Source organism: Haladaptatus sp. ZSTT2, assembly GCF_037081775.1.
GTDB lineage: Archaea > Halobacteriota > Halobacteria > Halobacteriales > Halococcaceae > QDMS2.
Genome location: NZ_JBAMHQ010000001.1, coordinates 548063 through 560927, shown reverse-complemented (window position 1 = coordinate 560927; position 12865 = coordinate 548063). Strand labels below are relative to the sequence as shown.

The window sequence follows — 12865 nt, the reverse complement described above, 5'->3', positions numbered from 1 at the left end:
TTCGTTCTACCGCTCTGCCATCGCATTGTCAAAGCGCTCTTTTGCGGCCACGCTTCCGGCGAGCATATGGCTCACGTCGATGCCCGCGATGAGGTAATCAAAGCCGAGTGAGAGCCAATTGTCGATTTGGTCGTTCGTGCTCGCAAGCGTGCCAACCGGCACGTCGTGGGCGTGAGCGGTCGAAAGCACCGACTCCATCGCCTCGTGGAGTTCGTCGCTTTCCCATTCCCCGAACACTGAGAGTGCGCCAGAGAGGTCTGCGGGGCCGATGAACAGCGCGTCGAGGCCGGAGACGGTCGCAATCTCTTCTACGGCATCGAGCCCGGCGCGAGTCTCGATTTGTCCAATCGTAACGAGTTCGTCGTTCGCACGGGCGACGTACTCCTCGAAGTCGAGGCCGTACTGGGCGGCGCGGCTTGCGGCGATGCCGCGCTCACCCTCAGGGGGATAGCGCGTCGCGCTCACGAACGCTTCGGCGTCGGCGCGGCTTTCGAGCATCGGAACCATGATGCCAGAGACGCCGACGTCGAGCAGGCGCTTGATGCGAACGGGGTCGTTCCACGCTGCGCGGACGAACGGTGCGGTGTCGCCCGGTGCGGCATCGACGCCACGGACGAGGTCGGTGACGGTCTCAACCGAGTGCGGAGCGTGTTCGGTGTCGATGAGCAGGAAGTCATAATCGAGACTTGCCGTAGCTTCTGCGACGGCGGGGTCTGCGAGTGAAATCCAACTGCCACACACTGGTTCGCGGGCGTGGAACGCGGCCCGAAGGTCAGCGGTCATACAGAATGCTCTCGGGGGAACGACTAAAATGTGCCAGTCCATGTCAGCCGAGCAGTCCGGAAACGACGTGTGCCTCGGCTTTGCGGAGGTGTTCATCGACCGTGCTCGGCGCACAATCGAGGTTCTTTGCGAGTTCCTTGTGCGTTGCTCTGCGTGGCACGTCGTAGTAGCCAGACTCGACGGCTGCCTCGAACACTTCGAGCTGCCGGGCCGTGAGCGGTGACAGCACGTCTTTGCGGTCGGGTGCGTAGTCGCCCGCTTGTTCGATGGAAATGTCTATCGCTTCGGGCATCGAGGCGAGGGCGTCCCTGAGTTTGTCGTGGGTTCCAACCACGGTCACGCGAAGGCCCTTCGCGGTGAATTCGAGCGGGCCGTCGATGATGAGAGCGTGGTCGTCAACGAGTGAGATGAGTTCACCGCCGACCTCGTCGGCCTCGACCTGGATGTAGATGTGGAACCGCTCGCCGTCTACGTCGACCAGTTCGTAGGAGCGTACGTCCGGGTGAACGGCGAGCATCGCCGTGAAGGAGTCTGCGTCGCCGCGAAGGCGGTAGAGGAGAATTTGCAGGCCATCTGCGAGTAAATCGACGTGCAAGAGCGCTTCTCGGGTGACGTGGGGGTGACATCCGATTGTTTCATCGAGTGGGTGCAGCGCGCGTTCGGTCGGTGCGAGGGTAAACTTGAGGTATTTCATGGGGACACGTCATGCTGGGGGCATTGCTACAGACTCCCGTCACGGTTCTATTTACCATTCTGACAAACCCCTCCAAACGTCCGCCCACCGCCGGAACATAAACCCTTTTGAGAGTCGGGAACTGTCACAACGCATGGACTGGCCCCACGACCCAGACGGTGAGGAAGGCAGCGAGGGCATGCGTAAATACGGCCACGCAATCCTTGCCAAGAAAATCAACGAAGACGAAGACTTCCCGCTCGCCAAAGCTGACTACGTAGCGCAGTACGGCGACCACCCAATCCGCATCAACTACCAGCGCGTCGTAAGCGTCGCGGACATCTTCGAACACGTCCCCGAGGAGAACTTCGCTGACTTCGTCGAGTTCCACAAAGCCGTCGGACGCGGCATGCGTCGCGGTGGCTTCTGGGACTACGATACGAACGTCGAAAACCCCGACAAGCAAAAGGCGTAAGCTATTCTGGCCGACCGGGGCTCGATGCCTCGCGCAACTCCGTCGCCGTCCCGTTGATCTCTGCGTGTACCTTATCCGCGAGCAGGTTCACCGCCACTCGGTTTGCACCCTCAGGAATGATGAGGTCTGCGTGTTTTTTCGTCGGTTCGACAAACTGCTCGTGCATTGGTTTGACCGTGTTCAAATACTGTTGGATGACGCCGTCTAAGTCGCGCCCGCGGTCGATGACATCGCGGCGGATGCGCCGGAGGATGCGAACGTCTGCATCCGTCTCGACGTACACGCGGAGGTCCATCATGTCGTTTAACTGCTCGTCATACAGCGAGAAGATGCCTTCTAAGACGATGACGTCCGTTGGCTGGACGGTGATGCGTTCCTCACGGCGGTTGTGAATCGTAAAATCGTACTGGGGCATCTCGACGTGTTGACCCTCCATGAGCGCCCCCATGTGCTCGCGGACGAGTTCCCACTCGAAGGCGTTTGGGTGGTCGTAATTGACCTCGGCGCGTTCGTCCATGTCGAGGTGTGAGAGGTCTTTGTAGTAGTTGTCGAGCGGGATGCGGGTGACCGAATCGCCCGCCCCTTCGGTGAGCTCGCGGGCGACAGTCGTCTTTCCGGCACCGGTGCCGCCTGCGATGCCGATGACGAACGAGGGAATCATTGTTTCCGGAGTCGGGTGCCCGGTAGTTTTAATCTGCGGATTTCGGTCGTAGACCGCCCAACGCTGTGCGAATACCCACCACCACACACAAGGAGGGTGGAAAAGCCAGACTATTCACATGATTGCTGCGATTGTGTTTCTATGCCACAAATGGGGGCACAGGCACCATCTTTCTCGCTGGTCGGTGTCGAGGATGAGGAACAAACGAGATTCAGCCTCACGGACTACACGGCTGATGGGTCGATAATCCTGCTGTTGTTTTACCCGTTCGACTTCAGCCCGATTTGTACGACTGAACTGTGTAGCATCCGCGACGCAGAGTGGTTTTCGTATACTGAAAACCTCCAAGTGTGGGCAATCTCGACTGACTCTGTCTACTCCCACTCGCAGTTCTCAGAAGAGTACGATATTGGCTTCCCGCTCCTCTCTGATACAGACGGTTCCGTCGCCTCGAAGTACAACGTCTGTTACGACGAGTGGGAAGGCCACAAAAATGTCCCCAAGCGTGCAGTGTTCCTCATCGATAGTGCCGGCACGATTCAGTACTCTTGGGCGACAGACGACGCCTACAACCAACCGGAACTGACTGCGATAAACGAGGCACTTCTCGAACTCGTTTCGTTTCACGAAACGCTCACCGCAGACGACATTCCGTAACCCTCCGTCAAAATCCGCATCGAAAAGAAAGATACGCGCGGACTTCGTAGGGCCGACCAACCGTGACGAATACGCAGGTAACTCTGATTCAAATTGATAACTACGGGCCATGGACGGTCACGCCCGAACCACGCCGTGAAGTTGACCTCCAGACGCTCCAATCGCGGCTGTATGCAGACCTTTCTCAACTGTTTGGCAACCGCGATGGCTACATCTTCTTCAGCCGCTTTGACAACATGATAGCGGTGACCAACGGCCTCTCAGTCGAAGACCACGCACGGATTCAAGAGTCCGTCCGCAACCGCTATCCCGTGACCGTGAGCCTCAGCGTGGCGACCGGGCAATCACCGATTCAGGCGCTCGAAGACGCGACCAGCCAGCTTCAAGACGCGGGGAGCGCACAGGACAAAACACGGAAAGAGATTCTGCGCGGGCGAACCATCGACGAGCAGTTTCGCACCGCAGAAGACGTCCAACTCGCCCACTTCGACGTGAACGACGCGACGGGCCAGTACACAGACCAGTTGAACGAGTTTGACACGTTCATCAACATCGAACAGGGGTACGCCGAGTTGATGCGCTACATGCGCGAAGAAAACGGCGCGCTCTCGTTTTTCGTCGGCGGCGACAACATAATCGCCGTCTGTCCCGACATGGACGAGGCCGCGTATCAAGACGCCATCGACCACGTGCGCGACGCGGTGAACGTCGAACTCAAAGTCGGCGTCGGCAGAGCCCGGTCGCCACAGGATGCGGGCATGGCCGCAAAACACGCGCTCGAAACGTGCAGAGCCACCGGCTCTGCGGTCGAATTCGACTTCGAAAACGCGTAATTACTCACATACGGCGGGCGTATGCTTAAGCGTGCTGGAGGTAGCTTTTAGCCCCAGTGTGTGAAATATTCTCATATGGAAGATACCGTCACGATTCGCGATGTGATGACTCGTGAATTTGTCGGGGTGAGCGAGTCCGACTTGGCCGTCAACACGGCTCAGCTCATCCGCGACGAAGGACAGGGCTGTGCTGTGGTTCTCCGCGGCCAAGAGGTCGTTGGACTCGTCACCGAAGGCGATATGCTTGGTCTGTTTCTCAACGGCAAAGACCCGAGTTCGGCGACCGTCTCTGACGTGATGCACCCGGGTATCGTCACCGTCTCTGATGATTTGCCCGTAGAGGAAGCTGCGAGCATGCTCACGCGGGGGAACGCTGGCCGTCTCATCGTTCTCGAAGGGGCCGAACCTATCGGAATCGTTACCGAAGGTGACTTGGTTACCGCGTCGGTTCTTGGACACCTCGGTTCGGGTGACGAAACCGACGCAGAACCGAACCTCTCCGATGCGGACCCACTGGATACCGAGTATTCGAATCAGAGTATCTGTGAGGTCTGTGGGTCGCTAACCAGAGATTTGGCGAACGTAAACGGGCAGCTTGTTTGCCCCGATTGTCGTGACATTTGACCATCGTTTTTATTTCGACAATAAAGCAAAACCGCGGCAGGGAGTCACATATTCAAGGGTAGTTTTATAAACTTCACGACCAATAGACCGAGTTGTATGGCACCAAATAACGAGCGCCGGAGATTCCTTAAGGGACTTGGCGCAGCAGGGATTGCTGGACTGGCCGGTTGTATCGGCAGTCCGGACGGAGAGGAGACGACGACTACGAGCGGCGGCGGTGGCGGTACCACCACGACCAGCGGCGGTGGCGGCGGTGGCGGGGACGGTTCCCCAGACGTCATCACCGTGATTGGCTACCCAGAGTCGGGTATCCAGCTGTTCCGTGACTACTACAATCTGAGCGACGGGAGCGAACAGATCCTGGTACCTGATGGCCTTCGATCGAACACCCTCCCAGACCAGGTCGGTAACGACATGGCGAACGTGACCGGGACGGCCCCCGCAGCAGGCGGGCCAAACCAGGAAGCGTTCGACTCGCTGTTCCAAGAGGAGTTCGGCGCAGCACCATCCGTGTTCACCTCCCAGTCGTACGACTCGGTGGCCGTTCTTATCCTCGCAAACGCCGCAGCAGGCGCGAACAGCGGGACGGACATCCGCGACCAGCTCCGTCGCATCGCAAACCCATCCGGCGAAGAGTTCGGTCCGGAGAACTTCGTCGATGCCGTCGAAGCCGCCGCAGCCGGTGACGACATCAATTATCAGGGTGCGTCCTCCGCGGTCAACTTCGACGACAAGGGTGACCCTGCATCCGCAGCCTACGACATCTGGACGTTCGACCGTGCGAACCAGAGTTCGCCCGCACAGGAGACCCAGAACTTCGAGAGCGACAACCCAGACGGCTCCGGCCCGATGGCCGACTCCGCACCCGGCAGCGACAGCCGCGAAGTAAAGGTCGGAATCCTCCTGCCGGAGACCGGTGACCTCGCCGCAGTTGGTCAGCCAATGATTAATGCTGCCCGCCTGCCCGCACTGCAGGTCAACGACGCTGGCATCAACATCACCGTCGATGCACAGGTCCAAGACACGCAGACGTCGCCTGACTCCGGTGTCGCAGCCGCACAGTCGCTCGTCAACGCAGGCTACCCCGCCGTGTGTGGGTCGGCTTCGTCGGGTGTCAACGTGCCTGTCTCCCAGCAGGTGTTCATCCCGAACAAGGTCGTTGGCTGTTCGCCATCCTCGACGGCATTGTCCGTCTCAAACTTGAATGACGACGACTACATCTTCCGCACGGCACCATCCGACTTCCTGCAGGGTCGCGTTATGGCGCAGGTCGCCTCAGAGCGCCTCGGTGGCTCGTCAGCCGCAACGCTGTTCGTCAACAACGACTACGGCCAGCAACTGTCCGACCGCTTCTCGGAAGTGTTCGAAAGTGAGTTTGGCGGCACCGTCACGAACAAGGTTGCGTTCAACATCGGCGAGTCCTCGTACACGTCGGTCGTCGAACAAGCCCTCGGCCAGTAAACCTACACCTTTTCTTTTGGCACCTGCGGTGTGAGCCGTTGGCTCGGTCTATTCAGTATCGACCGGTTCGATGGTGCTGGTGTCATCCAATCCAGCAGGTGATGAGCAGGGAACCCATCACGTCGGAAAACGTCGACCTCTTGGCGTTCGCTTTCGGTAAGTACTGAAAAAATGAAAAGCCGAACTCGCGCTTACCCGCCGAGGAACTCTTGGCGCACTTCCTCGTCGCCGAGGAGCGCCTCACCAGTGTCCATGAAGCGGTTTTTGCCGTTTGCGAGGACGTAGCCGCGGTCACACCGGCGCAGCGCCTCTTTCGCGTTCTGCTCGACCATCATGATGGCCGTGCCCGCCTCGTTGATTTCGTCGATTTTGTCGAACATCTCCATCACGAGGTCGGGCGCAAGCCCGGCGGATGGCTCGTCGAGGAGGAGGAGTTCGGGTTCGAGCATGAGCGCCCGACCCATCGCGAGCATCTGGCGCTGGCCGCCAGACATCGTCCCGGCCTTTTGGTCTTTGCGCTCTCTGAGGATGGGGAAGCGCTCGTAGACCGCGTTAAGCGCGTCTTGTGGCAGTTCATCGAGAATGTACGCGCCCATCTCCAGATTCTCTTGAACCGTGAGCGTCGGGAAGATGTTGTCGTTCTGGGGGACGTAGCCGATTCCCTTGTGGATGATATCCTCGGGGTTCAGCCCGGAGATTTCCTCGCCGTTGAACTCCACGGTGCCGCCCATGTGCGTGGTCAGTCCGAAGACGGACTTCATCATGGTCGATTTGCCCGCGCCGTTCGGCCCGACAATCGTCACGTACTCGCTCTCGCCAACGTCCATGTCCACGTCGGTGAGAATCTGTAAGTCCTCACCGTAGCCAGCGTCTAAGTTACGGACTTCGAGCAGGCTCATACCGTCCCTCCGAGGTAGGCTTCGATGACGTCCTCGTTTGCCTTGACCTGCTCCGGTGGGCCTTCGGTAAGCACCTGTCCTTGGTGCATCACGATGACGTGCGAGGTGTTGTTCATGATGAGGTCGATGTCGTGTTCGACAATCAAGAACGTGTAGCCTTGCTCGCGCAGTTCGTGGATGTGTTTCAACAGCCGTTTTTCGAGCGACGGGTTCACGCCCGCGAACGGCTCGTCGAGCAGGAGCATGTCGGGGTCGGTGAGTAACGCGCGTGCCAATTCGAGCAGCTTGCGTTGGCCCCCAGAGAGGTTGCCCGCGTACTCCTCTGCGAGGTGGTCGATTTCGAAGAATTCGAGCATGCCCCACGCGCGGTCGAGCAGTTCGTGTTCTTGCATGACCACGTCGTTGCGGGCGAACGGGACGACCGACCGCCAGAGCGCCTCACCCTTCTGGTGTTTCGGGGCGAGCATCATGTTCTCTAAAACGGTCATATCCGCGAGTTCACGCGCAATCTGGAACGTGCGCACGAGACCACTGTTCGCAATCTCGTGGGCCGGGTGGCCCGTGATGTCGTGGCCATTGAACTGCACCGTGCCCCCGTCGGGCTTGTGCGTCCCCATGATGAGGTTGAACGTGGTGGACTTCCCCGCCCCGTTCGGTCCGATGAGACCGGTCATGGTGCCACGTTCGACTTTGAACGTCGCACCGTCTACTGCCTGAATCCCACCGAAGGACTTGTAGAGTCCTTCGACTTCGAGGGGATATTCGGTGAGGTCTGGGCCACTGGCCGCTGACTGCGCTACCTGTTCTGTATCACTCATTGGTCTCACCGCCGTCGGTTGCCGTTGGCTTCTTGGTCGTCTCAGGTCGCCCGAGGTCGATGCTCGCCGCAATCTCCTTGCGGTGGCCGAGCATGCCTTCTGGGCGGTTGTGCATCAGCCAGATGAGCACGACTCCCATGAACACGAGCTGCAGCGTGTTGATGCTGTTCAGCGTGTAGACGATGAACGGCATCGGGTCGAGGCTCGAAAACAGCGGGCCAATCGCTTGCCCGAAGTCGGGCGGCCCGCGCGATGGAATGTCGAGTGCGGCATCGAGCAGGTTCTTCACGTAGAGTGGCCCCTGGAACAACACCGCGGCGAACACGGCACCACCGAGGACGCTCCCGGTGTTAGAGCCAGCCCCACCGATAATGAGGGCAATCCACACGTAGAACGTGATGCGTGGCAGGAAGAAGTTGGGCGTCACTGCACCCGTACTCATCAGCCAGAGGATGCCGCCAAGCCCCATCAGCGCACAGCCGAGCATGAAGGACTTGATTTTAAACCGGTTCGTGTTCTTCCCGAGTGCGTTCGCGGCGTCTTCGTCTTCACGAATTGCCTTGAGGACGCGTCCGAACGGCGATTCACCGGTGCGCTGGAGCAGCCAGTAAAACAGCCCGACGAAGACGAGCAACAGCACGCCGTAGGCGAGGCCGTCGACCACTGGCTTTGGATTCTCCGGCACGACAACTGTAAACGCGCTCACGACGCCGAGATACGCATCCCAGAGGAACAGCGTTTCGAGCAGGGCTTGGAGTGGGTCTTTGAAGTTGAGGATGAGTCCACTACCGCCGCCCGTCCCGGTTTCGTAGCCAAACAGCGTGATGTTCTGGAAGGTTCCAGAGAGGTAGCCGAATCTGACGATTTCAGAGAAGGCAATCGTCACGATTGCGAGATAGTCGGCGCGCAACTTCAACGCGGGTAACGCCACGATGAAGCCGAGCAACGCCGCTGCGGCCATCCCTGCGAGGATGCCAACCCAGATGGGAAGCCCGAGGCCGCCCACCGAGGCCGCACCGCCCTCTGCGGCGATTGGTTTCGAGACCATCGCCATCGTGTAAATCCCGACGGCCATGAAGCCGGCAATCCCGATGTTGAACAGGCCAGTATACCCCCAGTGGAGGTTGAGCGCGAGCGCCAACAGCGAGAAGACGCCGATGTAGAACGTGAGCTGTGCAATGGCGTTAATCTGTCCGCGGACCTCGAAGCCGAGCAACAGCCCGGCGATGATGTAGGCGAAATAGATTGCACCTAACACGGCGGCGACTTTGACGATGTCGCGCTCCCAGAGCTCTGCAAGTGCAGAGCGCTCGTTTTCGAGCATCTCTTTTGCGCTCATGCGGTTGCCCTCCCGCTGAACAGCCCACTTGGCTTGAACAGCAAGATAAGAATCATCACGATGAACGCGGATGCCCGGGCGAACTCCGAGGGAATCCAGATGACGGACACGGAGGCCGCGAGGCCAATCACGAGGCCACCGGCAATTGCACCGTACACCGAGCCAATCCCGCCGAGGATGACCGCGGCGAAGATAAGCAAGAGGAGCAACCAGCCGTCGTTGAAGCTAATCGTTCCCTTCCAGAGGATGAACATGTAGCCAGACACGCCGGTGAGTGCGCCACCGATAATCCAGGTTGCCCGAATGACTTCTTCGGTTGGAATACCAGTAATCCGCGCGAGGTCTTTATTGTCAGCCATCGCACGCATCGCCTTCCCGAGCTTCGAGCGCTGGAGAAGGAGATGGACGCCGAGCATCAACCCGACGCTCGCAACGACCAACGTGATGTCGTGCATGCTGATTCTGACCCCGCCGTCGACGAAGTACGGGGCGACCTCCGGGACGCCGCCCGCGTCTGTCGTTCCGCGCACGTCAGAGCCGAAGACGAACAGGATGAGGTAGCGAATGGCGAAGGCGACCCCGATGCTCGTGATGAGCAGGGCAATGCCTTCTTCTGCCCGCATCGGCCGGTAGACGAAGCGGTCGATAAACAGCGACAGCGCGACTGCCGCCACACCCGCCACAATCATTCCGAGGATGATGGCGAGTGGCGTTTCGGTGATGCCAATACCGAGTTGACCACCGAACACAGAGCCACTCGCACCGACGAGCAACAGCGAGCCGACGTCAGCGCGGCCAAGCCCGGCGACGAGATACGTCGTCGCCCAGCCAGCGAACGCCCCGCTCGTGATGTAGTCGCCGTGTGCGAAGTTTGCGAAGTTCAAAATACTATACGTCATCGAGAGGCCGATACCGGCAAGCCCGATGACGAGACCCTGCATGAGACCGTCCCATACAAGCGTCCCTACCCGCGAAAATTGGATTCGACCTGTCGAGAGACCATCAAGCAAGTCGATGATCATCAAGACAACGACGAATCCTACCAGGAGCGCGAGCGGTTGCTCTATGACAAACCGCCGCCCACGCGTGTAAGTTTCTGCTATACCCATTGAGAACGCTCCACATGGATACCGGGTCTTGAATCATCAATAAACCTTTCTTACTTCGGCCGGGTATTTTGACAGATTTATGGTCAACTTTGGAGACAGGTGACCATGTGCGGTGTAATATTCATATGGGTTGTGCGATTCATTGGTTTGGAAAACGTCCATGAACGTTCGTGACGGAGATGCGCGCACCCGTCAGCCCACCGCCCAGAGCAGAAAGGAATTTGTGACGGCGCAACCCAGTCGTGGCTAATGATTCCGACCCTCGACGACCTCTCCGTGGACGGAACCACGATTGGGGTGCGCGTCGACGTCAACAGCCCACTTGCCGACGATGGCTCGCTCGCAGACGATGCACGCATCCTCGCGCACGTAGACACACTCTCAGAACTCCTCTCTCGGGGCGGGCGTGTCGCCATCCTCGCCCACCAGGGTCGGCCGGGTGGCTCTTCCTTTTCCGGGCTCTCTCCCCACGCCGACCGTCTCGACGAACTTCTTGATTTTCCCGTCTCGTACTGCGATGGTAACTTCTCGAAAGAAGCGCGCGATGCCATCGGCGCGCTCGAAAACGGCGAAGCTGTCCTCTTAGAGAACACCCGTTTTTACAGCGAGGAGTACATGGAGTTCGACCCCGAGGCCGCCGGGCAGACCGCACTCGTCGACCGTCTCGTTCCCGTCCTCGACGCCTACGTGAATGACGCGTTCGCCGCCGCCCACCGCTCACAGCCCTCGCTCGTTGGCTTCCCAACCCGTCTTCCCGCCTACGCCGGACGGGTCATGGAGCGGGAAATCGACGTACTCGGCGACATCGAGAGCGCACCCACACCGCGGGTCTACGCCGTTGGCGGCGCGAAGGTAAACGACTCCATCGACGTCGCAGAAAGCGTCTTAGAACGCGGGCTCGCGGACACCGTGCTCACGACGGGGGTCGTCGGAAACGTGTTTCTCATCGCAAAGGGCGTCGAACTCGGCAAGGCAAGCTCCGAGTTCATCTTAGATGAGGGCTACTGGGACGAAGTCGACCGCGCGGGTCGCCTGCTCGACGCCTACGGCGACAAAATCATCCTCCCCCGAGACGTAGCCGTCGAGCGAGACGGCGAGCGCGCAGAGATTCCGATTGCAGACCTTCCGGCCGCCCCCGACGAACCAGCCCTCGACATCGGCTCGCGGACGGTCGACCTCTACGGCGACATTATGGCGAACGCGGGCACCGTGATTCTGAACGGCCCGGCGGGCGTCTTCGAGATGGAACAGTTCGCGGTCGGCACGAAAGGGCTCTACAACGCGGCGACGAAAGCCAAAAACAGCATCGTCGGCGGTGGCGACACCGCCGCGGCGCTCAGACGTCTCGGCATCGAGGGCTTTACCCACGTCAGCACGGGCGGCGGCGCGGCGCTCAAGATGCTCACCGGCGAGTCACTCCCCGCCATCGAGGTTCTGCGCACCTGATGGAACTTGGGGTTCCGGAACCAGAGGCAGTCGATACGCTTGCAGACCTCTGGGTGGAACTCGCGACCGGCCAGCGCGCGTTCGGGTCACACCTGTTTGCCGATGCGAACAGAAACATCATCCGCGAGGCACTCGCTCGCTTCGTCGTCGCAGACAAACTCATCGTCGCGCGCGAAGCGGATTCCATCGTCGGTTTCGTCATGTTCGACGTGGAAGCCGGGGTCTACCAGCAAGACGTGTCCCGCGGTCTCGTGATGAACATCTACGTCGAACCGGCCTTCCGCGGGCAAGGCATTGGCTCGACGCTCCTCGCCGCCGCGGAGGAGCAGTTACGAGACGCCGGTGCAGAGATCATCGCCCTCGATGTGATGGCCGCAAACGAAGACGCACTCAAATTCTACGAGCGCCACGGCTACACCCTACATCGGGTCGAATTGGAGAAGCACATCGAAAGCGATAATCACTCAAAGGAGAAGGAATAAGCACAGAGTGCGCCAGGAGAGCATGGGCGGTTCATGCACTCGACTTGTAATCGAGACTCCTCGGGTTCGAATCCCGATCCTGGCTTGGTTTTCGGTGCTTCACTCCAGAGTGGACGCTCACACGGCACCGCGACCGACTTGTTCCTCTACGACAGGTTCTTCGAGGAGGTCTACATCGATGTCCGGAGCCATGATGCGACCGATAAGGTAGCGGCCGGCGAGGAACGCGAGCGTCATGACGACGAGCGAAATCACGGTGAGGGTAATAACTACTGATACTGCCATACTGTAACTATCACGGTCAATGGTAAAGAATCTAGTTGTGCGGTGGGCCGTGTGAATTATTTCGCCCACTGTTGATTTCCGCATTCGTTGCACTCGTACAGTGGGTGTGCGGCCGGTTCGTGCCCGACCGGTTCCCATGAGGTGTTCGCTCCAAGCCAATCGCCGACGGTTTTGCAGTTATCACACTTCATTTCACTCCAGCCCCTCTGCTCGTACCATCACGGTCTATCATGTTAATTGTTACCATCTACCACTTAATGTATCTCCCAGAGTCACTAGTCGATATGGGTGAATATCATCAGTTTAATGTAGATAGTATT

At 59.2% G+C, this 12865-nt stretch carries 15 protein-coding genes and 1 tRNA gene; 8 read left to right on the top strand and 8 right to left on the bottom strand.

The window, feature by feature from the left end:
• Window positions 1-6 precede the first annotated feature (6 nt).
• Together V5N13_RS02940 and V5N13_RS02935 are read right to left on the bottom strand one after the other, a co-directional pair.
• A complete protein-coding gene (locus V5N13_RS02940) occupies window positions 7-783 on the bottom strand; it encodes an HpcH/HpaI aldolase family protein (protein ID WP_336359552.1) in 777 nt (258 codons plus the stop codon).
• Window positions 784-826: 43 nt separating this feature from the next.
• The gene (locus V5N13_RS02935; RefSeq protein WP_336359551.1) at window positions 827-1477 is read right to left on the bottom strand and encodes a helix-turn-helix domain-containing protein; all 651 of its coding nucleotides are present in this window, start codon (window positions 1475-1477) and stop codon (window positions 827-829) included.
• 133 nt (window positions 1478-1610) lie between these two features.
• Between V5N13_RS02935 and V5N13_RS02930 the strand changes: the two genes are divergently transcribed.
• Window positions 1611-1931, top strand: a complete 321-nt coding sequence (locus V5N13_RS02930; RefSeq protein ID WP_332899334.1) for a DUF5785 family protein — start codon at window positions 1611-1613, stop codon at window positions 1929-1931.
• Window position 1932: 1 nt separating this feature from the next.
• On the opposite strand, the gene udk is transcribed toward V5N13_RS02930, so the two are convergent.
• Window positions 1933-2592 carry a uridine kinase gene (gene udk / locus V5N13_RS02925; protein WP_332899333.1) on the bottom strand — a complete coding sequence of 220 codons (660 nt, stop codon included), beginning with the start codon at window positions 2590-2592 and terminating at the stop codon, window positions 1933-1935.
• Window positions 2593-2733: 141 nt separating this feature from the next.
• On the opposite strand from udk, the gene V5N13_RS02920 reads away from it, so the two are divergent.
• The 4 genes from V5N13_RS02920 to V5N13_RS02905 all read left to right on the top strand — a co-directional run bounded on the left by V5N13_RS02920 (window position 2734) and on the right by V5N13_RS02905 (window position 6167).
• Window positions 2734-3249 carry a redoxin domain-containing protein gene (locus tag V5N13_RS02920; protein WP_336359550.1) on the top strand — a complete coding sequence of 172 codons (516 nt, stop codon included), beginning with the start codon at window positions 2734-2736 and terminating at the stop codon, window positions 3247-3249.
• Between the two features lie 62 nt (window positions 3250-3311).
• Window positions 3312-4082, top strand: a complete 771-nt coding sequence (locus V5N13_RS02915) for a GTP cyclohydrolase III (RefSeq protein WP_332899331.1) — start codon at window positions 3312-3314, stop codon at window positions 4080-4082.
• A gap of 75 nt (window positions 4083-4157) precedes the next feature.
• Window positions 4158-4706, top strand: coding sequence for a CBS domain-containing protein (locus tag V5N13_RS02910; protein WP_332899330.1), 549 nt, complete (start codon window positions 4158-4160; stop codon window positions 4704-4706).
• A gap of 96 nt (window positions 4707-4802) precedes the next feature.
• Window positions 4803-6167, top strand: coding sequence for an ABC transporter substrate-binding protein (locus V5N13_RS02905; RefSeq protein WP_336359549.1), 1365 nt, complete (start codon window positions 4803-4805; stop codon window positions 6165-6167).
• 191 nt (window positions 6168-6358) lie between these two features.
• Here the strand turns inward: V5N13_RS02905 and V5N13_RS02900 are convergent, their stop codons facing one another.
• The 4 genes from V5N13_RS02900 to V5N13_RS02885 are packed head-to-tail and all read right to left on the bottom strand — an operon-like array spanning window position 6359 to window position 10164.
• Entirely contained in the window at window positions 6359-7066 is a 708-nt protein-coding gene (locus V5N13_RS02900) for an ABC transporter ATP-binding protein (protein WP_332899328.1), read from the bottom strand.
• Complete coding sequence (locus tag V5N13_RS02895) at window positions 7063-7884, bottom strand: ABC transporter ATP-binding protein (protein WP_336359548.1); 822 nt, start codon at window positions 7882-7884, stop codon at window positions 7063-7065. Before V5N13_RS02895 ends, V5N13_RS02900 begins: the two co-directional genes overlap by 4 nt.
• Window positions 7877-9208, bottom strand: a complete 1332-nt coding sequence (locus tag V5N13_RS02890; RefSeq protein WP_442905090.1) for a branched-chain amino acid ABC transporter permease — start codon at window positions 9206-9208, stop codon at window positions 7877-7879. The genes V5N13_RS02895 and V5N13_RS02890 overlap by 8 nt, the downstream gene beginning before the upstream one ends.
• 11 nt (window positions 9209-9219) lie before the next feature.
• Window positions 9220-10164, bottom strand: coding sequence for a branched-chain amino acid ABC transporter permease (locus V5N13_RS02885; protein WP_442904977.1), 945 nt, complete (start codon window positions 10162-10164; stop codon window positions 9220-9222).
• Between the two features lie 417 nt (window positions 10165-10581).
• Here V5N13_RS02885 and V5N13_RS02880 point away from each other — a divergent pair, with 417 nt between their 5' ends.
• The 3 genes from V5N13_RS02880 to V5N13_RS02870 all read left to right on the top strand — a co-directional run bounded on the left by V5N13_RS02880 (window position 10582) and on the right by V5N13_RS02870 (window position 12345).
• A complete protein-coding gene (locus V5N13_RS02880; RefSeq protein ID WP_336359545.1) occupies window positions 10582-11778 on the top strand; it encodes a phosphoglycerate kinase in 1197 nt (398 codons plus the stop codon).
• On the top strand, window positions 11778-12260 hold the full coding sequence (locus tag V5N13_RS02875) for a GNAT family N-acetyltransferase (RefSeq protein ID WP_336359544.1): 483 nt from the start codon (window positions 11778-11780) through the stop codon (window positions 12258-12260). Before V5N13_RS02880 ends, V5N13_RS02875 begins: the two co-directional genes overlap by 1 nt.
• A gap of 11 nt (window positions 12261-12271) precedes the next feature.
• Window positions 12272-12345 (top strand) — tRNA-Thr (locus tag V5N13_RS02870).
• Window positions 12346-12377: 32 nt separating this feature from the next.
• Here the strand turns inward: V5N13_RS02870 and V5N13_RS02865 are convergent.
• Window positions 12378-12545, bottom strand: coding sequence for a hypothetical protein (locus V5N13_RS02865; protein ID WP_332899322.1), 168 nt, complete (start codon window positions 12543-12545; stop codon window positions 12378-12380).
• Between the last annotated feature and the right edge of the window lie 320 nt (window positions 12546-12865).

Coding starts and splice junctions, on each gene's coding strand:
- V5N13_RS02875 (WP_336359544.1), top strand. CDS start 11,778: ATGGAACTTGGGGTTCCGGAACCAGAGGCAGTCGATACGCTTGCAGAC.
- V5N13_RS02920 (WP_336359550.1), top strand. CDS start 2,734: ATGCCACAAATGGGGGCACAGGCACCATCTTTCTCGCTGGTCGGTGTC.
- V5N13_RS02885 (WP_442904977.1), bottom strand. CDS start 10,164: ATGCAGGGTCTCGTCATCGGGCTTGCCGGTATCGGCCTCTCGATGACG.
- udk (WP_332899333.1), bottom strand. CDS start 2,592: ATGATTCCCTCGTTCGTCATCGGCATCGCAGGCGGCACCGGTGCCGGA.
- V5N13_RS02880 (WP_336359545.1), top strand. CDS start 10,582: ATGATTCCGACCCTCGACGACCTCTCCGTGGACGGAACCACGATTGGG.
- V5N13_RS02935 (WP_336359551.1), bottom strand. CDS start 1,477: ATGAAATACCTCAAGTTTACCCTCGCACCGACCGAACGCGCGCTGCAC.
- V5N13_RS02940 (WP_336359552.1), bottom strand. CDS start 783: ATGACCGCTGACCTTCGGGCCGCGTTCCACGCCCGCGAACCAGTGTGT.
- V5N13_RS02865 (WP_332899322.1), bottom strand. CDS start 12,545: ATGGCAGTATCAGTAGTTATTACCCTCACCGTGATTTCGCTCGTCGTC.
- V5N13_RS02895 (WP_336359548.1), bottom strand. CDS start 7,884: ATGAGTGATACAGAACAGGTAGCGCAGTCAGCGGCCAGTGGCCCAGAC.
- V5N13_RS02930 (WP_332899334.1), top strand. CDS start 1,611: ATGGACTGGCCCCACGACCCAGACGGTGAGGAAGGCAGCGAGGGCATG.
- V5N13_RS02905 (WP_336359549.1), top strand. CDS start 4,803: ATGGCACCAAATAACGAGCGCCGGAGATTCCTTAAGGGACTTGGCGCA.
- V5N13_RS02910 (WP_332899330.1), top strand. CDS start 4,158: ATGGAAGATACCGTCACGATTCGCGATGTGATGACTCGTGAATTTGTC.
- V5N13_RS02890 (WP_442905090.1), bottom strand. CDS start 9,208: ATGCTCGAAAACGAGCGCTCTGCACTTGCAGAGCTCTGGGAGCGCGAC.
- V5N13_RS02900 (WP_332899328.1), bottom strand. CDS start 7,066: ATGAGCCTGCTCGAAGTCCGTAACTTAGACGCTGGCTACGGTGAGGAC.